The sequence below is a fragment of the Cyclobacterium xiamenense genome (assembly GCF_009467825.1).
Classification (GTDB): Bacteria; Bacteroidota; Bacteroidia; order Cytophagales; family Cyclobacteriaceae; genus Cyclobacterium; species Cyclobacterium xiamenense.
This window is the reverse complement of record NZ_WIOK01000020.1, coordinates 43,386-67,325: the sequence shown is the minus strand read 5'-3', so window position 1 is coordinate 67,325 and position 23,940 is coordinate 43,386. Positions and strand designations below refer to the sequence as shown.

The window sequence follows — 23,940 nt, the reverse complement described above, 5'->3', positions numbered from 1 at the left end:
TTGCTTTTGTTTAGTTGGAAAAACTTGCAGTAAGAGAAAACCCGAATGTGGTTCGAAAATTTCGGTTATTTTTACCTTTTGTTGCTTGTATTGTTATGGAGGAATTGGACCAATTACAGATACACTTTGAGGGAGATTCGCTATTTCTAATGAATGTTTCCCTGGCCGTCATTATGTTTGGCGTCGCCCTGGATATCCGGCTTGGAGACTTTAAACGAATTTGGCGTCGACCCAAACCCTTTTTTTTGGGAATCTCCGCTCAATTTCTTTTACTGCCTGCGCTTACCTGGCTGTTAGTTTCGGTGATTCAGCCGATCCCCAGTGTGGCCCTGGGCATGTTTTTAGTCGCCGCTTGCCCCGGAGGGAACATCTCCAATTTTCTCACCCATCTGGCGAAAGGGAATACCGCCCTGTCGGTAAGCCTCACTGCTTTTGCTACCCTGTCATCGGTACTTCTTACACCATTAAATTTTGCGCTTTGGTCGGACTTATACGGCCCTTCTGCGGAACTCCTTACCCAGATTCGACTGGATTATACGGAGGTTTTCCAAACGGTAGGATTGATCTTGGGTATACCCCTCACCTTGGGCATCTATGTCAATCGAAAGCGGCCACTGGCAGCACGCAAAATGGCTACGGCCCTGAAGCCACTCAGCGTGCTGGTGTTTATTACCATTGTCATCGTGGCTTTTTACAGCAACTTTGACTTGTTTACCCGGGTGATTGGCCTTATTTTCAGCATCGTATTGCTACACAACCTGCTGGCATTGCTGTCGGGTTTTTTCTTGGCAAAAATGGGTAGATTACCCCTAACGGAAACCAAAACCCTGACCCTGGAAACCGGTATACAGAATTCCGGGTTGGCTTTGGTATTGATTTTTACTTATTTTGAAGGTTTGGGAGGGATGTCGATCATTGCCGGATGGTGGGGAATCTGGCACATCGTCTCCGGACTGCTGCTGGCAACGGCCTGGAAGTATAAAACGGCTGTTTCCAGCCTTGCTGCCTGATTAGCTCAGAAAACAAAACCTATTTGTCTGCTTACTTCTTGCCGCCTGTCAAACCTTGTAGTACTCCACCATCCTTCCGTCAAAACCGGCTACTTTCTCCACCAATTGATCCCTTCGGGCCGCGTCAAAGGCAGTAAAGGTTTTCGCAAAATTGATTTTTTCTGTTAGCATATCCGCGTTGTCCGCGCCGGTAATCAACACACTGATGGGCAGGGACCAGGAAAAATGCACGGCTTCTTCCACACTCAATGCATTGGGAATAATTTTGGGCTTATCGCCGTGATTGAAATGCGAAGTCCCGCCAAAAAACCCGCCATTGGCCAGGGTTTTCATGGCGAGGGGAGCCATCTTTTTCTCCACCAGCCGAGGCATAACGTTGGTTATAAAGCTCTTGTAATTGGGGTCAAACGCATTGATAGGCATTTGGCAGGCCTGCAGCAGATCGGTACGTTCCAACATGCGCAAGTGGGCATTAAAATCGGAATGTCCCGAAAACCCAATGTACCGTACTTTTCCGCTTTCTTTGGCCTTTTGCACCACGTCCAATACGCCATTGGAAATACGGCTGTCCACGTCCGAAGGACTGGTCACGGCATGAATCAACCACAAATCCAGGTAATCGGTTTTTAGGCGCCGCAAGCTTCCTTCCAAATGGGCCTGTGCTGTCTTACCGTCCCGTGCCGTGGATTTACTCTGAATAAAGGCAACATCCCGGTACTTGGGGCTCAGGTATTTTCCGTAGCGTTCTTCTCCTCGTCCATTGCCATAGGATTCCGCATTGTCAAAAAAACGAATGCCACCCGCTATGGCCCGTTCGATGGTCCGTTCCGCTTCGCTCTCCGGCATGCGGGCAATATGCGCCCCACCCAGGCCAAGCATGGTTACCGCTTCTCCCGTATTTCCAAACTTCCGCTGCGGAAGCAGGTCTCCCCAACGGTCCGTTACCCGGGCAGTACGTTCTTTTCGTTCGCCCACACTGGCCTGAAGGCCCGACACCTGCATGGGTAACATGATGCCTGCCGTCAAGCCCGCCAGTGTTTTTATAAAGGAGCGTCTGTCTTTTTCATTTTCCCTTTTCATTTGTTTTTGGGTTTAAATTGATAGTTTATTCCAGCAGCCATGTTTATTCCCGGCATGGGATACCCGTTTTCCAATTGGTAGTTACTGTCCAATAAATTATTTCCCAGCACATGGGCACGCAACCTGGCCGTGATCTGGTAATTTACCTGTAGATTCAGCAAGCTGTAGGTTTCGGATTCTGCTTCACTAACCAGCGAATTGCGAAGACCAAAAACCTGCTGCACAAAAGGAACGATCTGAAATTTCCCCAACTGCCCGTTCATTTGTAATTTCACGTAATGCCTGGGTGTAAACAACACATTTTCAGACACATCTGCAAAATTATAACTAAAAAGAAATCCCAAATCCCCAGTTGGCTTGAAATTTACCTGACTTTCCAGGCCCTTGTTTCGAAAGGCCCCGGTATTCCTGTTTCGCGGTGGTCCACCTTCCGCATCCACCTGAATGAGGTTATCTCCTTTGGTATAGTAAAGCACCAACTCCAAATCCCATTTTCCGCCAGAAAAGCTCCGGAGAAACCCCAATTCGTGGTTCCACAAGGATTCGGGGCGCAATTCCATGTTGGATGGGGGAAAAAGAAAAAGATCCACAACCGATGGGCTTCGAAACGCCCGAGAAGAGGATGCCTTAAGGACGCTGCGGGGATTTACCTCGAAGGAAAGACCAAATCCAGGTACGGTCATATTGCCAAACTGGGAATTGTATACCTCCCGAACACCGGCATTGAGGTGCAGCTTTTGCCAAAAAGCCTGTTGGACCTGTAGGTATACTTCCGTCTGCCGTACCCGATGCGTGGCATCCAAACCGATCGCAGCGGGTGGAGGAAGTCGGTCGTTGTTGGCTTCTCCCCCGAAGCGGCTGTGCTCCACTCCCACTGTGAGCGTTTGCCCGGGCACCAGTTTTAGGTTTTGGTACAGGGACAGCCCCTGGTTAAAATCCACGGATTCAAATCCGGTAGTAAATCGGTGTTCACCAAAATTGTGGTACAACAGTACTGCTCCGGAAGCTTTGTCTCCTTCGTTTGTCAGTCCCAGCGCTACCCTTCCCCTCCGGTAATCCCGCTGATCATCGGAAAGCGGTGCCTCCACTGTACCTGGATGCTGGTAGCTGGCATCTGACAGTTGTACGTCACCGGCCAGCGAAAGTCCGTCTCCGAGGCGATGCGTCAGTTTATAAAACACAGAGGTATTGGAAAAGCCGTCTGCAGCATCGTCCCGGAATCCATCGGTCGCTCCATGGTTCAATGAAATCACGGATTCCCATTTTCCCGATTGGAAAGATAGCTTTCCTGAAAGCGTTCGGGTACCAAAAGAGCCCGCGGTAGCCGCTGCCTGACCCGTCCAGCCAGGTGAATTGTTTTTTGCCGTGATCAGATTGATGGCGCCTCCCATTGCGTTACTGCCGTACAGCACAGAGGCCGCACCCCGAATCACTTCTACGCGTTCGATGTCTGTTGCGTGATAGGCGTCTGCAATTGGGTGACTGAATATCCCCATAAACTGCGGTTGGCCATCAATGAGCACCAAAATCCGGTTGTTAGGCGTGCCGCTTATTCCCCGGATCGAAAGGTTTCCACCCGACCCGGGCCCCACCCCGAAGCCTACCGTGGATCGGTCGTTCAACAGCAGTCCTGGAACATGAGGTACGATGGAAGGCAACACGTTGATATGGGAAGATTGGTCCAATTGATCCCGATCAATGATGGAAATACTGGCGGAAACCTGGGATGCAGCCCGCGCCGCCCGGGTGCCCGTCACCACGACCTGATCCAGGGACATGCCAAGCGAATCCGGTTCCTGGGCTTGCAGGGAGCTTGCCCAACCGGAAAAGAGCAGGAGCAGGTAGCAAAAGGTAGGGGTTTTCATGCATCGATCGTGTTTTTCCAGGGCCAGGCCACACAAGACTTTACTTTGGGAAACAAGACGTAGTCTGCTGTCCCTTTCAAAACAAACGTGTGTACTTCGTGGCCGGAAAGCCGTTCCTTCACCGCCGCCATGGTTTTTCCGGTGACCGATACGTCGTCCACGATCAGGATCCGGTGGTGGCTAAATAAATCCCAGTCAAAATCAGAAACAACCACTGGTTCCTGGTACAATGGCTCGTTGGCATCGTTTCGGTGACTAATGCGGACAATTTTCAACGCCGCTCCCAGCTGATGCGCAATCATGCAGGCAGGGGGTGTTCCTCCCCTGGCGATTCCCAGAACCAGATCTACTTCCGGAAAGTCAAATCCGTGCAGTGCTTCACTGATGGCATCAAAAGAAATATCCAATTTTTCCGACATAGGTTCATTTTAAGGCCTGAGAAGCATTCGCTTTTAGGTACGGGTTGGATTTTTTTTCTTGCCCAGTAACAAAAAACCCAACAACAGCAGCATCAGTATCCCAGGCAATCCGGTAGATAAGGATTGGCTGAAATAGGCAAAGGGTGCGACCGGCATCAGGCCAAAGGCCAGGATAAGTCCGGCACCCAGTGCTTTGGCGAGTACAATGGCGGTAATCACTGCCCAATACGACCTTCCTCTGGAGAACAGAAACTGGAGTATCAGGGTAAAAACGGTCAATTCAACCGTTAGGAGTAGCAAAAGTGACCATTGCTCGTTTCCGGTAATTAAAAAATTCAACGAAGGAGAAACGATAGCGGCCAGTAAAGCCGGCACCTTGTCTGTCAGGACCAGGGCAATCAACGGAACGTAAAACAGGGGCAAAAGAACGGCGCCCGTGGGGCTTCCCTGTATCGGAGGGGCTACGTGGACCAGCAAGGGAAACAGAACGGCAGCCGTTAATGTCATAAACACAAACAAAGCCGGACTGCTTTTGTAATATTCGCTTATAGAGTGTATCATGGGAACGTGGATAATTTGTTGGGGATAATGTAATTAAAATATTTCATGCGTACAATTTTTGGGAACAGAATCGGTCCATTCACCTTCCTCTACGCAACGAAATTTCTGGTCTGATAATTGTTCCGGAATAGCCATTAACCCACATGAATCATTCTTAGCAATAGCATTATGCCCGTAATTGGTGAACTAGTAAAAAAAGCAATCGAACTGGGAGGAAAGTTGAATTCCGACGCTACCCCCATTGAAAAACAGGAAAAAGTATTAAAGGAATTGCTGGAGAAGGCCAAAGATACCTCCTTTGGGAAGTACCATGGATTTGACCTTCTGCTCGGTGCCGAAAACCCCATCTCCGGGTTTCAAACCAACGTGCCGTTTTTTGATTACGATACCCTGTATGCACAGTGGTGGTGCAAAATCCGGGAGGGGCATCGGGACATCACCTGGCCGGGGATCAACCGCTTTTTTGCGGTTAGTTCCGGAACGACCAGCAAAAGCAAATACATTCCCGTGACGGACGACATGCTCGATGCCATACGGAAAACGGGGGTCCAGCAAATCATGAGCCTGTCCCATTACGACCTTCCGGCGGACTTTTTCGAACGACAAATCATGATGCTGGGAAGTTCAACGGACCTAAAAGAAAACGAAGGCTTTCTGGAAGGCGAAATAAGTGGTATCAGTGCCAGCCAGATTCCTTTTTGGTTCAGCAATTTCTACAAACCCGGCCCGGAAATCGCTGCCATCGAAGATTGGGACGAGCGCATCGAGAAGATAGCCGAACAAGCCAGGGACTGGGATATCGGCAGCATTTCCGGTATCCCTTCCTGGATTGAATTGATGATGAAACGGGTGATTGCCTACCATCAGGTGGAGACGATCCATGACCTATGGCCCAACTTGAAGGTATACACGCCCGGCGGCGTGGCATTTGAACCCCACCGAAAAAGTTTCGAGAAAAACCTGAGACATCCCCTGGTATACATCGACACCTACCTGGCTTCGGAGGGGTTTCTTGCCTTTCAACAAAGACCCGAAACGGATTCGATGGGATTGGTGTTGGACAATGGCGTCTTTTTTGAGTTTGTTCCATTTACGCCCGAAAATCTAGACGAAAAAGGAAGTGTTCGACCCGATGCAAAAGCCTTGACCATCGGTGAAGTAAAAGAAAACACCGAATACATCTTGATCATTTCTACCGTAGCCGGAGCCTGGCGGTACATGATCGGTGACACCGTAGCGTTTACCGACAAAGAGCAAGCGGAAATCAAAATCACCGGGCGTACCAAGTTTTTCCTAAATGTGGTCGGAAGCCAGCTAAGTGTTCACCAAATGGACCAGGCGATGGAAGCGCTTCAGGAAAAATTCGGCCTGGCCGTCCCGGAATATACCGTGAGTGCGGTTCAGGAAAACGGCGCCTACCTCCATCGTTGGTACCTGGGAAAGGAATCCGGAGAGGCGGAGAATCGGGAGGTAACGGAATTTTTGGATCAATTCCTGAAGGAAACCAATAAAAACTACCAGGTTGCCCGAAAAAAAGCGCTGGAATCGGTAGAAGCCATACTGATTCCGGCCGGAGCCTTTATTGCATACAGTGAAAAACAAAAAAAGAAAGGCGGGCAAACGAAATTTCCCCGCGTCATGAAAGAAAATACCTTTGTTGATTGGGAATCGTTTTTGGAAGAAGCGGGATACCTGCAGCAATACTGAAACCGATTTTCCACAGGTTTCTGCCAAAATAGCTTTACATTTGAGTGTAATCTCCTGGGGAGGAAGCAATCGTAAAGAAAGGAACTACCTGGAAACACCATGATGATTTTTAAGTCACTGTCCTCAAAAAATTACCGGTTTTTCTTTGCGGGGCAGGCTTTTTCCAACCTGGGAAACATGATGAAACAGGTAGCGGTGGGCTGGCTGGTATACCGGATTACCGGTTCTGCCTTGCTCCTGGGCCTGGTTTCTTTTTCGCGGGAAATTTCGGCCTTTCTGTTTTCCACGGTAGCTGGTGTACTGGCAGATCGGTACAACAAGCACCGCTTGCTGATGGTGTGCCAATCCATCATTGCCGTGAATGCGGCGGTATTGGCGTTCCTTACGCTGGCAGACCAGATAAATTTTGAACTATTGCTTGGATTGGAAATCCTGTTTGGTCTGGTTAGCGGGCTGGAAATGCCTTCCAGGCATGCTTTTGTCAACGATCTGGTCGAAGATAAAAACTACCTAACAAATGCCATTGCATTAAACTCCTCCCTATTCAATACCGCACGCATCCTGGGGCCGGCCCTGGCAGGAGTGTTGATTCCCCTTATCGGAGAAGGGTATTGTTTTCTGATGTATGCGCTGGCAAGCTTTTCTGTGGTTGCTTTTTTTTCCGGTATTGATTACCGCCCCAACCCAAAAAAACTACCTGCCAAACGGTTTACCAAAGAATTTGCCGAAGGCGCAGCCTATGCCATCTCTACCAGGCACATCCGCTTCATCATCCTGTTTGTGGCCGGACTTACCCTGGTCGGTGTCTCGTACATGGTGGTTTTGCCTGTATTTGCTGCGGATGTTTTTGACGGAGGGGCCGTTATTTTTGGATACATGACCAGCGCTGTTGGGGTGGGCTCCCTAATTGGAGCCGTTTTTGTGAGTACCAAAAAAAATGCACTGGGTTTGGACAAATTGATTCTCCTGGGTACCCTTCTATTTGCACTCGGTCTTGCCGTTTTCTCGTTTAGTACGCTATTGTGGGTATCCTTACTTGCGTTGGTAACCACCGGACTGGGCAGGGTCATTGTATTTACGGGATCCAATACCCTGCTTCAGACGATTTCACCGGAGGAGAAACGAGGACGGGTATTGAGCTTTTACATCATGCTATTTATGGGTTCCTTGTCGCTGGGCAGCTTTTTGATCGGCTGGATAAGCGATACGATAGGCGCGCCGCTAACCGTCTTCTGTGGAAGCATTGGCGTGCTGCTCCTGGCAGGTTATTATGCCAAAAGTTTGCCTTTGCTACGCAAAAGGACCTATCGAGCCATAAAAAAATCCGCACTCCTCTGGGAGAGAAATTAATCCCAAACACGTACCATAAAATTAATCGATCATGAAACCATTACCTCTGTTAGTTATCAATAGTGTAACCTTTTTCGTAGTATTGCTCTTCAATTATCTGGGAAGCTCCGGGGATTACTTCGGCAGCACGGTCGGTGAGGTCAGCGCCGATTACCAAACCTTGCTGACGCCGGCTGGGTACGCCTTTTCCATTTGGGGGTTAATCTATCTGGGCTGGCTGGCTTTTTTGGTATTCCAATGGCAAGGCTATTTGACGGGAAATTCCGCCACCGCCCTTCTTCCCGCCGGCATCTGGTTTTCACTGGCGAATCTAAGCAATGCGCTTTGGGTCTGGGCCTGGACTTCCGGACATCTTTGGCTATCCCTATTGCTTATCGCTGGCCTGTTACTGGCCTTGATTCGATTGGTGATCAACTTCAGGCTAGAATTGGACGATGTTCCTTTGCGTATCCTATTTTGGGTGTGGTGGCCCATTTGTATTTACACCGGTTGGGTCATACTGGCCACCGTGCTCAATACCTCCGTGGTCCTGCGTAGTCTGGGATTCTCCGGCCAACCGGAAACCGATACGGTCTGGGCTGTGGTCATCTTACTGGTAGCAGCGGCGATATACATGCTGTTGACCCTGTATCGGAACATGCGCGAAGCGGCCCTGGTCGGTGCCTGGGGGATTGGAGCCATTGCTGTAAGCAAATGGGAGCAAGCGCCGACTATCGGTATGCTGGCTGCAGCGGTGGCCCTGATGTTGCTCCTCACCGCCGGTGTGCACGGCTATATCCACCGAGACACCTCCCCACTGGTGAAGATGAAAAAAGGAGAATGGAAGTACTGATTCGTTGAGGAATCGACTCAACGGCTTCCGCTAGCAGAGACTGCCTGCTCCCTAAAAAACGCTTTCATGACCCCTTGGGCGAGTTTGTTTTGGGGGCTAAAATCCGGTACGCGATCCCGCGAGCGGGGGTACCATTTCCAGAAATACACTCCTTGAAACCAGGGTTTGTCCCAGACTGCTTCGAAAAAAGCCTGGTAGCAACGTGCTTGAATTTCCTGAGATAGTGTGGCATTCTTTCGCTGGTTGGGCCAGAGCCAGGGTTCCTGGGCGGCATCGCGTGTATCGCAATAGCCAAGTTCGGTAAACAAAATAGGCTTTTGAAAGCTCCGGCTGACCTTGTCCAGTGTTGGCAATACTTTTTCCCAACCCCGGTGCAGCTGAGCCAGATCCGGATCCGAACCTTCTGCCAAGGGAAAGTAGGCCTGCACGCCTATGTAATCCAGCGCGTCCCAAAAGCGAACCTTTTCGTATTCAGTAAAATTGGCGGCGTAGGTCAGCTTGCCCGAATAAATCTCCCTCACCGCCGCGATGATGGCTCTCCCATCGTTTTCCCGATGACTCGTTTTTTCCAATTCGGTACCTACACAAAGCAGGGGCAGGGCATTTGCCTCTGCAAACTGGGCATAATACAGAATAAATTCTTTGTAGTTGTGAAACCAACGCTTCCAATCTGTTTCGGTTTTCATGGCGATTTCACCTGGCCAGGAACCCCGTACCCATAAATGAGGCTTTAACATGCTCCTTAGGCCCAATTCAGCTGCCGAATCGACCGTCGCTTGCAGTCCGGTGGTACTTTCTCCCCACCACATCTTGTCCGTGTGGGTTTCCCAACGCAGTTCCGGAGCTGCAATATCGGCCTGCCAGCCAAAAGGCGTTTGGGAAATATGGCTGGCACCCGTTTCCGACAGGGCTGCCAGTTCTCCGCCCAGCAGGGGGTTGGGACTAGCTACCCAACATACACCTCTGTGTTTTTCCCCGTCCAGGGAAGGCAAGGTCTCATTGGTTTTGCTTGCGGAACAGGCCAAAAGTGGCGGTAGCAGCAGGCAGCTGTAAAGCAGCTGGTATCCGATATTCGTTTTCAGGCTCATCATGGGCTTTTTTTGTACAGGGAATAGAGAAATGCACCCAGCATCAGCAAGTAAATCCAACTAAAAGGCAGGGCCATGACAAGTAACAGTTGGCTGATGGAGGCCAATAGCTGGTCTTTGCCGATAAAGAGTGTGGCGACGGTAAATAAAACGAGGATTGTTCCCCATACCAGTAAATTTCTCCTTCTTGGCTCGTTGTTCCCGTTATCGGCAAACATGCCCAATACAAAAATTGCAGAGTCGATGGAGGTGATAAGAAAAGTAAACACCAGCAACAAGGAAAGAGGCTGCAGTAATTGCGTCAGGGGGAGCCCGTTAAAAAACAGAAAAATTGAGTTGTAAAGGGAATCAAACTGCCCCTGGTAAGATTCGGGCAATCCGATCTGCAAAAAGGCTTCGCTTCCAAATACAGCAAACCAGGCAAAGGTTCCGAGAGAAGGCACCAATAAAACCCCAAAGATGAATTCCCGGAAGGTTCTGCCTTTGGAAATCCGGGCGATAAATACCCCGGTAAATGGCGCCCAGGAAAGCCAAAATGCCCAATAGAAATAGGTCCAATCCATCAAAAAATCCTCGGATACCCGCATTGCCCCGGCATTTACGCTCATGGGTAAAAAATCGTAAAGATACGCGCCAAGCGCCGAGGTAAAGTTTACGGCCATGTGCCAGGTATCTCCGGCTACCAAGGTGAAAACTAGCAGAAAGAGGGCCATTCCAATGTTAAACCGGGAGATGTTCCGTATACCCCGACTTAGTCCGGAAAATGCCGAAATGGTGGCCAGGGATCCCAGAAAAAGCACCAGGTAGGAATTATTTAGGTAACTCAACTCAATGGGAATCAGGATTTCACTAAATCCAGCGAGTAGCTGTCGGCTGCCCAGCCCTACCGCTCCTACCACCCCAAATAGGGTACTAAGAATGGTCACTACATCGATAGGGACTGTCAGCCAGGACCGTTGGTACCGGTCATTCAGGATGGAGGAACTAAGCATGCGACGTGACTTGCCGTATACGAGGTAGCCGATGATCAGCCCAAACATCCCATAAAATGCCCAGGGGGTAAGCCCCCAATGGAAAAAAGTGTATTCCAAGGCAAAAACTTCTGGAGTCCATTCGGATGCTCGTGGCGGTTGCGTATAGTAAAATACCGGTTCCTGAACCGCTCGAAGCATTAATCCAGCCCCCATTCCCGTGCTGTAGAGCATGGCTACCCAGGAGAACCAGCCATAGGCCAGAGGTCCCTCTCCCAGGGTAATTTTCCCCCAGGGAGACAAGGCGATGCCTAGCAATACCAGAACCATAAATAATCCGAGCAGCAGGTAGAAATCGCCAAAATAGAAGAGGGTGCTGCGCGCTACTTCTCCGAGCCATTCCCTGAATCCGGTAGGAAATAAAAACGCCATCAGCAGGAACAGCAGGCTGGCAAGGAAGGAATAGAGAAAAGTTGGCTGTCGGTAAGCGCTCACAAGTTCTTGAATTAGTTCATGACCCACAATATACACAATTGCTTATTTTGCCTCCTAATCCAATAGCTCTTTGTAGCTACTTGTAAAAAACTCAAAAGAAAACCTATCTTCAACGGCGAGGTAAGAACTGGGAAATAATTATCTTTCCTGAACCGGTTCGCTGATGTTTCGATATGGGCAAGGCCCGAAAACGTTTACTTCAACATGGAGGTACCACGGGAGTACCTGGCAAATGCATGATTCACACGCATCCATAAAACCGGCAACGCATACCGTACCACTCCACGTATACCAACAGCCTCGCACCAACGCATAAAACGATTTGACTAAAAGGGATTGAGGAGATATTCGGATAAAAACGTTACCGGGAAAACCAACGGTTAAACAGGTCGTTTCGCCACCTTTTGGGCCTTACCCAGTCCTCCTCCATCTCGTAAGGCAGCATCCATACCCGGCCTTCGCTGTCGCCAAAATACAGGTGACTTTCGCTAAATTCATTGGGGTTTCCGTCTGCCCAAAAGTAATAAAAAGGGTCGGAACCCTGCTGAACTCTCCGAATGTAATTGTGGTTTCGCCTGCTGCTACGGGTCAACTGACGGCTCATTTCCCAGGTTTTTCCCTGATCGAAGCTTTTCCATACCTGCACCTCTCCCCCGGCTCCCCAGGCCTGCGGACGATCGGCCGTGGGGCCTATAACCGTCCATTCATCTTCTGCTACCCAAAGGCTCCCCATGTCGTAATTTTGGTCCGACTGGGTGATCAGGTGGTCCTGCCAGCTGCTACCGTCCCAATACACCAGGTGCCAGTTTCGCAACCCGTTTTCAGGGCCGGGCTGATGCCCGATTCCTTCCACATACAAGGCCATGGGATTCCCCTCGGCGTCAAAGTTGATATCCTTTAAATACACGTTTCGGTTCTGGCTAAAATATTCCTTTACCAGGCCGGAAGAGGTCAGGTTAACTACCGGAACCTCCAGTACCGTTCCTTCACTATCGGTCCAGGTCTCGCCAAAATCGGTTGTTTGGAAATAGTACAAATTGGTACGCAAATCCACATTTCCATTGGGATGCCAATTGCAGAAAAAGCCAATTTTATCGCCGTGTTGCCCGGAAACCTGGTAATGCCCCGCGTTCTTATCTCCATTTCGTTTGATAGAAACTAACTTCTGATCCTCAGACCAATCCATGCCATCCGGGCTGGTTTCCATGTACAGTTCGCGAACCCCCGTATATTTGGTGAACAAATTCAAAAATCCCAGTCCAGCGAGGTATTTTGGCTGCGGATACGTCATTTCCTCTTCGCTAACCAGATCAAAAGACTCGGCACTATACGGTTCTCTACTCCGGTATTTATAGCCCATCCTCCGTCTGCCTCTCCCACTGACAAACACCCACACGTACCCCTCTTCGTCGAGGGCCAGGCTGGGATTATCGTGGGGGTCATCGACACCTTCTTTGTCATGCACTACCACGGGTCTGGAAACCATTCCCGTATGGTGGTCAAATACACCGATCATGCATAGCAAGTGCTTTTCTTCGGGTGAGCGCGTGCCACCATAGACAAAAAATGTTTTATTTACCTCCGGCGCATGGATGGCGAGAGGAATGTGCTTCGCGGTGTAGGTACCCAGTCCACCCGAGTATTTATCACCGTATTCGGAAAATTGACCGAGGGTAAACCAAATTCCTTTGTAGCCATCGGCTACAGGAAATTTCTCTTGGGCAAGCAGCAGCTGCCCAAAAGAAAGAAAAAAAAGAAATAAGCTGGAAAGGATGATAAGATACGGTCGTTTCATGTGCTGCAAGAAGATGAAGTAACAAAAATAATAAAATATTCCTGCTTAAATAAGAAACGAAATAAAGAACCGGTATACGGCGATTTTTTATAACTGAAATTTATCTTTTAGCTGAGTAAAATCCTGTATGCTGAAGGGCTTCACCCAGAAGTCGACGATTCGCTCGTACTCCTCTGATCGGCGCTTGTCCGACGACTCAATGGACGACGTGATAATAATGACTTTCAATAGTTGAGAGAATTTCAGGCTTTCTACTGCATCCAACACGTCCCAGCCCGAAAGACCCGGCATGTTGATGTCCAAAAACATCAGTAACTCTTCTGTTTTGCCCCCGTCTTCTACCAAATAATCCAAAGCAGCTTCCCCATTGTTAAAGGGGACAACTGGATGGCTTATCCCTGCTTTCTCCATCAACTTCCTCTGCAATAAAATGACGATAGGGTCGTCGTCTACCAATAATATCTTCACCTGTTACCTATTAACGTTGTCATTTTTACCAATAAAAAAAACATTTTAGGTCCAAATGGGGCTGCAACAAAAAGACCTAACAAATACATATTTTTATATGCATTTTTATATATTTAAAATACATTTTTTCAAATTTAAAACAAGATTTAGAAATTAAAAAGATAAATGCAGCTTTTTTTCGCAAATTTTTTTTCCCCTGGAAAATTTCGAAAGACTATATGGAATATATTATAAAAAAACCATTAATTTCACAATTAATGGTTTTTTCCGCATGGAATCATTTCGGCGCCAACCAACAGTCCCCCCTACACATCGAACATTTTTTCATAGTGCGTACTCGGGGCCAGGATACCGCCACTCTTTTTGTAAAATTCCTCGCCAGTAGGATACACGCCATCCCGGGTTTGTACCCAGGGGGCATCGGACATGGGATGATAGGCCAGCATCTGCTGCCAATTTTTGTAATATTGATGTCCGTTCGTTTCCTGCAAGCCTAAATTCATATCTGGAAAGGGCGCCAAACGAGCGGCAACATTTTTATTCCAATCAACCAAAATGGGATTTACCGTAAGGTCAGCGCAGAAACAAGGAATGTTTCGCTCGTGGGCGGCCTGTGCGATCTTCATGGTCATGCTCATCGTCTTTGCAATCGCTTTCACCGCGATCGCCGTATAGCCCTGTTCGATACGTACCAACGCATCTTCCACCGTATGGGCGCTTTCGTCGGCTGCCACGCGCACCCCTAAATCACCTACATACGTTTCGTTTTCCTCAGCAAAGGGCTCCTCAATCACTGCGATCTGATCAAATGCACCGATTTTTTTTGCGTGATCCAGAAAACGCTCCAGGGTCTCCTTTTCTTCATAACGACCGTTCGCATCAAAATAATAGGGGATCTTTCCGTTTTGGGTGTGAATGGTCTCTCGCTGCCCCAGTGTCCGGTGCACCGCTGTCAAGAATTCAATGTCCTTTTCCAGCATTTCCTTTTGCGTACCGGGTGCACCCGTTTTTAATTTCATGATAAAATGACCCTTTTCCGCAGCATCCTTGATGTCGTTTATGGAGGCGCCCACGCTAAACGAAGGAATACTGGCTACCTTGTCGTGCTTGTGAGACAACCCTGGACGATAGGCATCCGGAATCATCTCATCAAAGGTCTGCAGGTCGTTTTCCTGACCAAAAAGAATCCATGCCGCATTGTCAACCGGCACCAGCGCATTCAGTGCAAAAGTCTTTTTGAGTGCTGGATTGCGGGTGATTTTTACCCCATACGCGTACACTTCCGGTAAAATATCCTCCAGTAGCGTGACCGGATCCATAAAATGGGTTCCTTTAATCAGTTGCAAGGCCCGCTCGGTCATGGCATACATCAGGGCATTTCCACCAGTAGTGGAATGGGCCTGGAAAACCGCCTTGTCCGACCACAAGGTCCCCTGGGTACCGATGCCCACCGCATGCCTTCCACTATCCGCCCGCATCAAGGCAACTGTCTGCCAGGCTTCGGTAATGGCGCTGCCCTTAAAGCGATACGGAAACAGCGGCTCACGCTCAAAATTGGAATCTGTATGCGTAATTTTAATCTTCGTATTCATTTTCTTTGGGGGTTTACTTCCGGCAAATCCCATATGAGGAAAAGTACCCAGGCTGCCAATGGCAACCGCACTACCGGCTTTTTGAAGAAAATTCCGGCGACTCAGGCTATATTGGCGTTCGTTTTTCATGATTGACGATCAGTTTGGAATGTGGTTGAGGGTATACCAGGCTTCGGAGGACCAGAGCAAATTTCCGTTTTGGCTGCGGAGGTCCTCCCGTAATTTAAAATAGACCACGTGGCCTTCCTTTAACCCGGGAACCGTCACCTGTATTTTTTTGCCATCATCGGAGCGTACGATGCGTTCCACGGCAAGCTGGGTTAAATCCAGTTTGGGGCCGCCATAGGCCGGCGTCGGCTCGTACCTCCACTGCTGCAACTCCAGGAGGGATGGATTCAGGTCCTCCGGTGATATCGCTTCGGTGAGTTCGATCTCAAAGCCATCGGGCATTGCCCGGATTGCCAGCATTTCAAAGGTGGATTGCCCATTGTATCGGATCTTTTCCAGGCCATATTGGTTTTCCTTCCAACTCCAGCCACCGACCATGCCTACTTCGCCCACATACAAGGCCCCGTCAGGTCCCCATACCAGCCGGTTGACCCCGGCCGTGAACCCCTGAGAAAAACGGAAAACGGCACCCTGGTATTCTCCGTTTACCTTTTCCAGAAAATCCCGCTTGATGCCTCCATTGCTTACGTCTCCATGCAACAGCTGTCCTTCGTAGGGGCCGTCTTTCATAAGAATGGGTTCGGAGGGCGAGTTGCCGATCTCCTTATCTGGCAGCCAGATCGCCGGAGGAACCATCTCAGGGGGATTTTGTGCGGCTTCTTCCGACAATCCCCAAGCCATGCCGTTGTATACGCCTTTTCTCACGTGAATCAGTTTATTGGCTGGCAACCACTGTCCCTGGTTATCGGTAACAAAAATCTCGTCTTCCATGCCCAGGCCAATACCATTGGGTGTTCGAAGCCCGTAGTCCATCCATTCGTAGGTGCCATCACGATCTATTTTCAGGGTTCTACCCCGATCTGCCAACTGACGCTCATTCGCCATTAGTCGCATGGCCATAGACAAGGTAATGTAAAAGTGATCTTCTTTGTAGACCAACCCAAAGGCAAATTCGTGGAAATCATCCCGCACACCCCAATCGTCACAAACGACCCGGTACTCGTCCATCAGGTCGTCTCCATCGTGATCGATCAGCTGGGTGAGTTCGTGTTTTTGCAAGACAAAGACCTCCCCGTCCACTACCTTTACGCCCAATGGCTCGGCAAGTCCCGATGCGATCCGCTTCACGCTGACCGGGGCCGCGTCTCCTTCCAATATTCCGTCCAACACGTACAACCCTCCGATGGAATCCCAGGTGCTGACCAACAAACGGCCGTCGGGTAAAAAGTCCATACCTCCTACCCTGGGCTTGAAAGCGTCGCTATGCAGTGTTTCGAGTGTATAACTTGGATGGACACCTTCGAGGGGAGCTCCGTGACCCGGGCTGGCGGGCGAACGGCCCGAATCCGACACCTCTTTTTTTGTCGCCGACAATCGGTTCCCTGACTGTTGCTTTTCCTTCGGCTTGTGTGTAAAGATATAGTCCAGCATGGTCTTCATCTCCCGGGAATTCAAATCCGGATGGGGATTCATCGGGGTATCTCCCCAAACGCCCGCGCCGCCCTCCTTAATTTTTGATGTCAGCAGCGCATAGCTCTCTTCGTTTTTTGGGTAGCGCGTAGCAATTTGTTCAAAGGAGGGGCCGACCATGGCATGCTTCTCTTCGTGGCAGGTGTAGCAATCACTGTTCTCCATCCATAAAATTCCCAGGTGATCGTAACTGTCCCCAATGGCCGGAGGAGATTGATCGGGAAGATCCTCAAAAAAATCCGTTGTGACCAGCGTTTTTGCCAGTGCTACCTCCCTGGTTTGGTCGGGAGATTGCAATAAAACCTCCAGCCCATCCGGAATTTCAGTTCCCGCAAAGGAACGACGAAAACCCGGCTTTCCTTGCTCATTTCGTACAAATTCCGGGCTTTCGCTGAGCGTTACCCGAAGGCCATCTTCCAGCACCAATTCAAAACGAAGGGTTATCCCGTTTCCTTCCAACAGGTACCCTTTGTATTCGGTAGTAACCGGCATTTCCTTGCCGTTGCGCCTGACGATCCACCGGTTGGGTAGCGATTCTTCGGCGTAATAGGAAGCACCCCAGGAGCTCGGTTGGATGTTTTTCTTATTGGTAAACACCGTCCCTTCACGAAGGACGCCCCCCTTCCAAACTTTGTATAGCTGCCCTTGTCCCAAATCATAGGCTGCATAACAGGCCGAATCCAGGGCCAGGGTCAGCATCCGCGGCCGCCTGTCAAGAACCGACCGGAAGGCCCAGGGATCCATCGGCCGTACACGAGCTTCCTCCGACGATGATTCACACCCGAAATTGCCAGCAAGCAATACCAACCCCGCGGTCCAGCTAAGAATTACCCGCAGCAAGCTGGGAAATCTGTTTGTTGATCCTCCTTCCTGTCTCATTAAAATGGCCCTTTATTGGTCGTGGTGAGCGCATCCGGACCGCCTGGCATCTGTCCGCGGATGCGTTCCTTATCCAGTGATTTTCCGGTTTCCTTGTCGTACCAGTCCGCCGTAAGCCTGTCGGGTACGGAGTCGTCTGTTTCTGTGCTCCATTGTTCAAGCATTCCCCGCATGTAATCGAGCATCCCCCCTTCTTCACCGGGAATGGCCCGGTTAAGCAATTGGTAGGTATCCTCGTTCACGCGGTATAGCTCCTCCGCGGGTCTGGGTGCCATAAAAACATCCGCCTGAGCCGGGTTAAGGCTCCCGGCTTCACGCAGCCGCTTCAAATCGGCAAATGAATCGCTGCTATTTGAATCTGCTGGTCCGGGGTTACTAAACCCGGGACGATTGTTCTTGATATACAGGTAATCTTTGGTTCGCACCATGCGGGCATGGGCTTCGTGGTCGTGCCAATTGTGTTCTGCAAAGACGAATTGCCGGAAAGGCAAACCGGGGTTTTCCAGCACCGCACCAAAACTTTTTCCTTGAAAGGCATCCGGAATCGGCACTCCGGCAAGTTCCAAAAAAGTAGGCGCCAGGTCAATGCTGCTCAGCAGACTTTCCGACACCATCCCGCCTTTGCCGATACCCTTCGGCCATTTGATAATCAACGGGGACTTGATGCCCGATTCAATCAACCTCGTTTTGCTCCTGGGAAAGGGTCGGCCGTTGTCGGATAGCACTACAATAAGTGTGTTTTCGAGGACTCCCTGCCGCTTGAGTTCTGCTTCCACCTCTCCGATAAACGCATCAAAACGGGAAATTTCGTCGTAATACCGGGCAAGATCGGTTTTTGTGGCTGCAGCCTCCGCCAAGTAGGGGGGTACCTGCACAGCCTCGGGCCGATGCGTGCCGGAAAAGGAATTGCTGCCCCAGGGTCGGTGTGCATCAAGGGATGCCAGCCATAGAAAAAACGGTTTGTCTCGCGGCCTTTCCTGTAACAGGGGTACCCACATGTCCTCTCCCCCATCGCCTATCTCCGGACCTTTGTCGTAAATCCGATCAAACCCCCTCCGGGCGGCCGGACCCATGTGCCATTTTCCTGCCTGCCCGGTAAAATACCCGGCCTTCTTTAAGAACTCCGGAAAAATGGCAATGGATTCCGGTAAGGGCGTATGCAATTCGGCCGCTCCGGTATTGTGCGGGTAGCGGCCGGAGATCAGGCTACACCTACTGGGACTGCAGGAGCTCGCAGTCAGATAGAAATTGGTAAAACGAAGCCCATCAGCCGCCAGGCGTTCCAAGGTTGGTGTTTTTACCTGAGCCTGCCCATAAGGACTGGTATCCTCGTAGCCGATATCGTCTGCTATGATCATCACGATATTGGGCCGCGTATCCTGTGCGAAAACACGGATACCGCTAACGAGGACCAAAATGGCTAGTAAATAGCTAGCTACCGGTATCTTTTTCATTCCCTAAAATCCGTTTCAAAGTCCGTATCGTTTACCCAACCTGTGTTGAAGGGTTCTCCCTGCATAAACCGGTTGTAAAAATCCCGCTGATTTTCCTGAGCGTATTCGTATTCATCGAAAATATGTCCTTTACCAAACATCCGGGGATCCTCCTGGGCCTTTAATTGCCGAAACAGCTCTTCCCTCAGGTTTTCCTTGATGGATTGGTATTCGGGATGCAAGGCCAGGTTAGTGAGCCCTTCGGGATCCTTATTGCGATCGTATACTTCTTCCTGCGGCCTTTTTCCAAAATTCAGGTTCCAAAAATGGCTGTTGCCCGCAACCCGCCGCTGATTTAGAATCACGGTTTTGGTTGGGCTGCCATCGGTATTCAGGTAACCCGTTTCGGGATTTCCCGCCGGCCAGCGGTCCGTTTCGAAGTTGTGGATGTAGGTGTAGTCCTCGGTCACCAGGGCCCGAATGGGATAGCCCTGATCATCCGGCCTTCCAATATCGTGGCGCTCTTTTCCCAACAAAACGGCATTTCGTTCCGGGTCGGTCTTACCGGAGGCATCCGAGAAAAAGATCGGTACCAGGCTCTTACCCGCCATAGGGGCCATTGCTGTGCCGGCAACATCCAATTCCGCAAGTTCCAAAAATGTCGGGGAAAAATCGGTAAAATTCACAAAATCATTAATGACTCTACCGGGATTTTGAATGCCTTTTCCCCACATAATTGCCAGCGGAAGGTGATTGGAATACTCGTATGCCTGTCCCTTGACCCGGGGAAAAGGCATGCCGTTATCGGCCGTCACCACCACCACCGTGTTTTCCAGCTCTCCCCTTTCTTCCAACTCCCGAAGCATTTGCATCAGGTGCTGATCAAAGTATTCTACCTCGAATGCGTAGTCCAGTAAATCGTTTCGTACAGAATCATTGTCTGGCCAAAAAGCCGGTACCTTATCAATGCTCTCCAACGACTTGCCACCTAAGGCTACCCCTGAACCGTAGGCATAGGCCCGGTGGGGTTCGGTGGAGCCATACCAAAAATAAAACGGGGTATCGGCTGGTTTTTCATCCAGAAACGCACTGAAATTTGCCGCATAGTCCACGGAACTAATCTGCCCTGTGGGCGGGTCCAATTTTAAGTCACTATACCGGGGCCCGGTAAGCAAGCGGGGCTTTCCATCCGCTTCACCCGGGTTACCCGGAGCCCATCCTTTGCCGGTAAAACCGGTAAAGTACCCATTCAATCCCAATACTTCGACGTGGGAAGCGAATTTTTCAGGGAAAAAAGGTACGTGGTTGGCAGCCTCCTCCAGCTGCCAGGAATTCCTGCCAGTAAGAATGATCGACCGGGAGGGCGAGCATTTAGCATTGGGCGTATAGGCCCGCGTAAACAACAAGCCCTCGCTGGCCACCCGGTCAAATGCGGGAGTGTTTACCCAGTCGGTTCCGTAGGTCCCTGCATGTGGATAGGACCAATCGTCCGCAATGGCAAATAGGATATTGGGCCTGCTGGGCTCGGATTGTTCTTCTTTTCCGCAGGAAGACAACAGCAACAGGCCAAAACAGCCACATAGGATCAGGTTTTTTGGGACAATCATGGGGGGAGCTTAGTTTGAGGAGACACAGCGGAAACCCGTGTGCTCCAGGCCGGTATCCGGAGATGATTTCATTTTAGCACTGACGCGGTACCCTTCACAATAGGACACATTGCATAGGAAGGACCCTCCCTTTACAATCTTTTTTGGAACAGTAGGCTCCTGCGGATCGTAACTGTCGGATGGACCTTGCGGGTTTACCTGCACTTCGTTTTTCAAACGGGAATAATAATCCTCCCGGTACCAGTCGTTTGTCCATTCCCACACATTGCCAGCCATGTCGTACAAGCCGTAGGGGTTGGCTTCAAAGGACTTGACCGGTGCCAGGCCCTGGAATCCGTCCTCACCCTTGTCGGTTACCGGAAACTCTCCCTGCCAAATATTTGCCATGAATCCACTTTTTTCAACGGGATCATCCCCCCAGGGAAAGGATTTCTCTTCCAGGCCTCCCCGTGCGGCAAATTCCCATTCGGCTTCGGTGGGAAGGCGTTTCCCAGCCCATTTGGCGTACGCCATGGCATCTTCCCAGGCCACATGGACGACGGGGTAATCCTCTTTGCCCTCAATGCTGCTTCCTGGACCTTGGGGCTGCCTCCAACTGGCTTCCGGCGTCCATTGCCACCATTGCCCGGCATTGTTTAAGGGAACCGCCTGCTCGGGTGAATGGAAGGTAAGCGAAGCTGCGACGAGTACCTCATCGGGCGGTTTCGGCGTACCTGGAGGCAATTGCTTTTTGATTTCTTCCCAATCGGGCTTTTTTTCCGCAACCGTCACGTAGCCAGTCGCCTCTACAAATTCCGCAAATTGCCGGTTGGTAACCTCGGTTTCATCGATCCAGAAACCGTCCACCTTTACCGTATGGGCGGGTAGTTCATCCTGCCGGCCCCGGTCGTCCGTTGCCCCCCGGGTAAACGTACCCCCCTCTATCCAAACCATTCCCTCGTGAGATACCGGCGCATCTCGCTCAGTAATGGCGGGTGCGGATGCAGCATTTCCCGCCGCAAACCGGTCGGGAATGGTACCATGACAGTCCGTGATTTCTTCTCCTGCCGCTTCGTTTTCGGAAGAATCGGAGGAAGAAGAGCAGGAAAACTGCCCGAAAACAAGTAGTATAACAAAAGGCCAAAGCCTGTAATGCATGTTCATAATCGTTCTTATTTTTTTATCGGGTTCAATTTAATGAAGTTCGCCAAAAAGCCCTATGGATCGTACCAATTTTTGATGAGCGTACCTTTCTTTCCGTCAAACGCCGGATTACCAGGTACCTTTGAGGTAGGCCAACCGGCGTTCCACTTCTGGATTCAAGGCACTTACTTCCAGCCCGGCAGGGTCCCTCTCCGGCTCGTAATTACTGTGATCGAGAAAATACACCAGCGTATTCAGACCTATTAACGCTTCGACCGGATCCCCAGCACGCTCAATCCAGGAAAAAAGCGCAGGAAACGGGTTTTTGACCTCTAAAATGCCTGCCAACTCAATGGCGCGTAGCTGCACCATGGCTTCGGACTCCTTCTCCCAATCGGGAAACTGGGCGTAGTCGCTGCCGATTCCTTTTCCGAAAGAAGCTGCTACGGTGTAGCCCCAATACCTTTCCAGAGGCGTACCGGTATGTAGGGTTTGAATAAGTTCCTCCCGAATGGCCGACCAGGGACGGGTGGCCCAGTCGGATACCGCTATTGCCCGTTCCAGGTCGGCATGGCGGCTTCGCCCATAGGCCACCGGGTTCGCCAGGGCTTCTTCCAAAAACCAGTTTTCCGGCAGAAAACCCAGGTCGTTGTGCGCGGCCAACCAGGCACTTAAGGCCTGCCGCATGCCCCGAAGCCGGCTAGCCATACCCGGCTCGGTTGCCAGATTATTAGTTTCGAAGGGATCATTCTCCATATTGTAAAGCCGCTCTACCGGCTTGGACTCAAAAAACGCTCCTTCGGTCGGATCCAACTTGCCTTGCCCGTGCAGGCTTCTCCATTCGGCAAATGCCCGCATCTTGTACCGGTAATTGTTGTGCAAGGCATCCGGATACCAGGGCTGGTAACTTCGGATGTATTTCCATTTACCTTTCCGCAGGGACCGGACCATTTCGTATTTTTCGTCAAAGCGGTCAGCGTAGCCGTATGCTTCATCCCGGGATTCAAGCGTCTCCCTGGACAGGTCTTTGCCTAAAAACGGCTGTCCATCCATGGGCTCCGGAACTTCGACACCTGCGAGTTGAAGGAGGGTGGGTGCAAAATCTATAAAACTAACGAAAGCCTCCGGAGATTCGCCGCGTTGGTATGGAACCAGCTCCTGGTAGTTTTCGGGAATACGCACCACGAGGGGCACGTTCAAACCCGTTTCGTACAAATAACCTTTACTGCCCGGCAGTACACCGCCGTGGTCGCCGAAGTAGAACACAAAGGTGTTCTCGAGCAGCCCTGCTTCCTCCAATTCCCGGATTTTCTCGGCTACCCAATCGTCGATTTCCCGGATCTTATCCCGGTGATAAGCCGTGGTATAGCGAAACAAAGGCGTATCTGGATACATGGGGAAAAGCCGGACCTGAGATGGATCGTCATTGGGCCGGTAGGCGTCCATCCGCGCCTGGTCGAAATGCAAACGACTTTCGTGCGAACCTGTAAAGGTTTCCTGATGAAAAAACGGCTGCCCCGGCTCCGGACGGTTATGCCAGGAAGCCTGATTTGACGATTCGTCCCACACCCCTTCTCCTTCGATTGCGTTGTAATCCTTTTTTGCATTATTGGTGGTGTAATACCCGGCCTTTCGCAAATAAGCCGGAAACATGTCCAATCCCTCCGGCATGGGTACCGGCTGAATTTTCCGGTGCAGGTGCATGCCGGTTCGCGTAGCCAGGGTACCGGTAATCAGGGTGCTTCGGGCCACCGAACATACCGGGGCGTTGGAAAAGGCATGGGTATACGTAAGGCCCTCGGTAGCCATTTTTTCAATGGCTGGTGTGGAGACCCCATTCGGATCAAACAACTTCATGAAATGCAGGGAATTGTCCTCCGAAATCAAAAACACCAGATTTGGGGGGGTGGCTTTCTTATCCGGATTGTTCGTTCGTGCTGCAGACAAACCGGGAATAAATAAGCCCAGGCATGCAATCCACTGCATCAAAAAGGAAAGTATCGAAAACTGTTTCATCGGCATTCAAAG

The 23,940-nt window shown here is 50.5% G+C and carries 18 protein-coding genes; 4 read left to right on the top strand and 14 right to left on the bottom strand.

Going from position 1 to position 23,940, the window contains the following annotated elements:
- The first annotated feature begins 14 nt into the window (after window positions 1–14).
- Window positions 15–1,010: a bile acid:sodium symporter family protein gene (locus GCU44_RS15450; protein WP_317175342.1), complete on the top strand. Its 996-nt coding sequence runs from the start codon at window positions 15–17 to the stop codon at window positions 1,008–1,010.
- 48 nt (window positions 1,011–1,058) lie between these two features.
- Here the strand turns inward: GCU44_RS15450 and GCU44_RS15445 are convergent, their stop codons facing one another.
- From GCU44_RS15445 to GCU44_RS15430, 4 genes are read right to left on the bottom strand one after another with little or no spacing between them, the layout of a single operon-like run.
- Window positions 1,059–2,090 carry an aldo/keto reductase gene (locus GCU44_RS15445; RefSeq protein WP_154857418.1) on the bottom strand — a complete coding sequence of 344 codons (1,032 nt, stop codon included), beginning with the start codon at window positions 2,088–2,090 and terminating at the stop codon, window positions 1,059–1,061.
- Window positions 2,087–3,955: a TonB-dependent receptor plug domain-containing protein gene (locus tag GCU44_RS15440; protein WP_154857416.1), complete on the bottom strand. Its 1,869-nt coding sequence runs from the start codon at window positions 3,953–3,955 to the stop codon at window positions 2,087–2,089. The genes GCU44_RS15445 and GCU44_RS15440 overlap by 4 nt, the downstream gene beginning before the upstream one ends.
- Window positions 3,952–4,374 carry a phosphoribosyltransferase gene (locus GCU44_RS15435; RefSeq protein WP_092168780.1) on the bottom strand — a complete coding sequence of 141 codons (423 nt, stop codon included), beginning with the start codon at window positions 4,372–4,374 and terminating at the stop codon, window positions 3,952–3,954. The genes GCU44_RS15440 and GCU44_RS15435 overlap by 4 nt, the downstream gene beginning before the upstream one ends.
- A 33-nt stretch (window positions 4,375–4,407) precedes the next feature.
- The gene (locus GCU44_RS15430; protein ID WP_154857415.1) at window positions 4,408–4,935 is read right to left on the bottom strand and encodes a hypothetical protein; all 528 of its coding nucleotides are present in this window, start codon (window positions 4,933–4,935) and stop codon (window positions 4,408–4,410) included.
- 168 nt (window positions 4,936–5,103) lie between these two features.
- Between GCU44_RS15430 and GCU44_RS15425 the strand changes: the two genes are divergently transcribed.
- From GCU44_RS15425 to GCU44_RS15415, 3 genes are all read left to right on the top strand, one after another.
- The gene (locus GCU44_RS15425; protein WP_154857413.1) at window positions 5,104–6,642 is read left to right on the top strand and encodes a GH3 family domain-containing protein; all 1,539 of its coding nucleotides are present in this window, start codon (window positions 5,104–5,106) and stop codon (window positions 6,640–6,642) included.
- A gap of 99 nt (window positions 6,643–6,741) precedes the next feature.
- Window positions 6,742–7,992 carry an MFS transporter gene (locus GCU44_RS15420; RefSeq protein WP_154857411.1) on the top strand — a complete coding sequence of 417 codons (1,251 nt, stop codon included), beginning with the start codon at window positions 6,742–6,744 and terminating at the stop codon, window positions 7,990–7,992.
- A 31-nt stretch (window positions 7,993–8,023) separates the two neighbouring features.
- Window positions 8,024–8,824: a hypothetical protein gene (locus GCU44_RS15415; RefSeq protein ID WP_154857409.1), complete on the top strand. Its 801-nt coding sequence runs from the start codon at window positions 8,024–8,026 to the stop codon at window positions 8,822–8,824.
- 17 nt (window positions 8,825–8,841) lie between these two features.
- Here GCU44_RS15415 and GCU44_RS15410 read toward each other — a convergent pair whose 3' ends face one another.
- The 10 genes from GCU44_RS15410 to GCU44_RS15365 form a co-directional block, all read right to left on the bottom strand.
- Window positions 8,842–9,915, bottom strand: a complete 1,074-nt coding sequence (locus GCU44_RS15410; RefSeq protein WP_241684980.1) for a glycoside hydrolase family 113 — start codon at window positions 9,913–9,915, stop codon at window positions 8,842–8,844.
- Window positions 9,912–11,378: a BCCT family transporter gene (locus tag GCU44_RS15405; protein ID WP_154857407.1), complete on the bottom strand. Its 1,467-nt coding sequence runs from the start codon at window positions 11,376–11,378 to the stop codon at window positions 9,912–9,914. The genes GCU44_RS15410 and GCU44_RS15405 overlap by 4 nt, the downstream gene beginning before the upstream one ends.
- A gap of 361 nt (window positions 11,379–11,739) precedes the next feature.
- Window positions 11,740–13,173, bottom strand: coding sequence for a BNR-4 repeat-containing protein (locus GCU44_RS15400; protein ID WP_154857405.1), 1,434 nt, complete (start codon window positions 13,171–13,173; stop codon window positions 11,740–11,742).
- Between the two features lie 87 nt (window positions 13,174–13,260).
- Window positions 13,261–13,641 carry a response regulator gene (locus GCU44_RS15395; protein WP_092168760.1) on the bottom strand — a complete coding sequence of 127 codons (381 nt, stop codon included), beginning with the start codon at window positions 13,639–13,641 and terminating at the stop codon, window positions 13,261–13,263.
- A 305-nt stretch (window positions 13,642–13,946) separates the two neighbouring features.
- A complete protein-coding gene (locus GCU44_RS15390; RefSeq protein ID WP_154857403.1) occupies window positions 13,947–15,362 on the bottom strand; it encodes an enolase C-terminal domain-like protein in 1,416 nt (471 codons plus the stop codon).
- Window positions 15,363–15,371: 9 nt separating this feature from the next.
- On the bottom strand, window positions 15,372–17,750 hold the full coding sequence (locus tag GCU44_RS15385) for a c-type cytochrome (protein ID WP_154857401.1): 2,379 nt from the start codon (window positions 17,748–17,750) through the stop codon (window positions 15,372–15,374).
- Window positions 17,750–19,204 (bottom strand): sulfatase family protein, encoded by a 1,455-nt coding sequence (locus tag GCU44_RS15380; RefSeq protein WP_154857399.1) that lies wholly within the window; start codon window positions 19,202–19,204, stop codon window positions 17,750–17,752. The genes GCU44_RS15385 and GCU44_RS15380 overlap by 1 nt, the downstream gene beginning before the upstream one ends.
- Window positions 19,201–20,790 (bottom strand): sulfatase family protein, encoded by a 1,590-nt coding sequence (locus GCU44_RS15375; RefSeq protein ID WP_154857397.1) that lies wholly within the window; start codon window positions 20,788–20,790, stop codon window positions 19,201–19,203. Before GCU44_RS15375 ends, GCU44_RS15380 begins: the two co-directional genes overlap by 4 nt.
- 9 nt (window positions 20,791–20,799) lie before the next feature.
- Entirely contained in the window at window positions 20,800–21,927 is a 1,128-nt protein-coding gene (locus GCU44_RS15370; protein WP_154857395.1) for a formylglycine-generating enzyme family protein, read from the bottom strand.
- Window positions 21,928–22,041: 114 nt separating this feature from the next.
- Window positions 22,042–23,928, bottom strand: a complete 1,887-nt coding sequence (locus tag GCU44_RS15365) for a sulfatase family protein (protein WP_241684979.1) — start codon at window positions 23,926–23,928, stop codon at window positions 22,042–22,044.
- Between the last annotated feature and the right edge of the window lie 12 nt (window positions 23,929–23,940).

Bases quoted from the DNA above. Each gene is read 5' to 3' on its own strand.
- GCU44_RS15445 (WP_154857418.1), bottom strand. From the start codon at position 2,090: ATGAAAAGGGAAAATGAAAAAGACAGACGCTCCTTTATAAAAACACTG.
- GCU44_RS15440 (WP_154857416.1), bottom strand. From the start codon at position 3,955: ATGAAAACCCCTACCTTTTGCTACCTGCTCCTGCTCTTTTCCGGTTGG.
- GCU44_RS15435 (WP_092168780.1), bottom strand. From the start codon at position 4,374: ATGTCGGAAAAATTGGATATTTCTTTTGATGCCATCAGTGAAGCACTG.
- GCU44_RS15430 (WP_154857415.1), bottom strand. From the start codon at position 4,935: ATGATACACTCTATAAGCGAATATTACAAAAGCAGTCCGGCTTTGTTT.
- GCU44_RS15425 (WP_154857413.1), top strand. From the start codon at position 5,104: ATGCCCGTAATTGGTGAACTAGTAAAAAAAGCAATCGAACTGGGAGGA.
- GCU44_RS15420 (WP_154857411.1), top strand. From the start codon at position 6,742: ATGATGATTTTTAAGTCACTGTCCTCAAAAAATTACCGGTTTTTCTTT.
- GCU44_RS15415 (WP_154857409.1), top strand. From the start codon at position 8,024: ATGAAACCATTACCTCTGTTAGTTATCAATAGTGTAACCTTTTTCGTA.
- GCU44_RS15410 (WP_241684980.1), bottom strand. From the start codon at position 9,915: ATGATGAGCCTGAAAACGAATATCGGATACCAGCTGCTTTACAGCTGC.
- GCU44_RS15400 (WP_154857405.1), bottom strand. From the start codon at position 13,173: ATGAAACGACCGTATCTTATCATCCTTTCCAGCTTATTTCTTTTTTTT.
- GCU44_RS15390 (WP_154857403.1), bottom strand. From the start codon at position 15,362: ATGAAAAACGAACGCCAATATAGCCTGAGTCGCCGGAATTTTCTTCAA.
- GCU44_RS15385 (WP_154857401.1), bottom strand. From the start codon at position 17,750: ATGAGACAGGAAGGAGGATCAACAAACAGATTTCCCAGCTTGCTGCGG.
- GCU44_RS15380 (WP_154857399.1), bottom strand. From the start codon at position 19,204: ATGAAAAAGATACCGGTAGCTAGCTATTTACTAGCCATTTTGGTCCTC.
- GCU44_RS15375 (WP_154857397.1), bottom strand. From the start codon at position 20,790: ATGATTGTCCCAAAAAACCTGATCCTATGTGGCTGTTTTGGCCTGTTG.
- GCU44_RS15370 (WP_154857395.1), bottom strand. From the start codon at position 21,927: ATGCATTACAGGCTTTGGCCTTTTGTTATACTACTTGTTTTCGGGCAG.
- GCU44_RS15365 (WP_241684979.1), bottom strand. From the start codon at position 23,928: ATGAAACAGTTTTCGATACTTTCCTTTTTGATGCAGTGGATTGCATGC.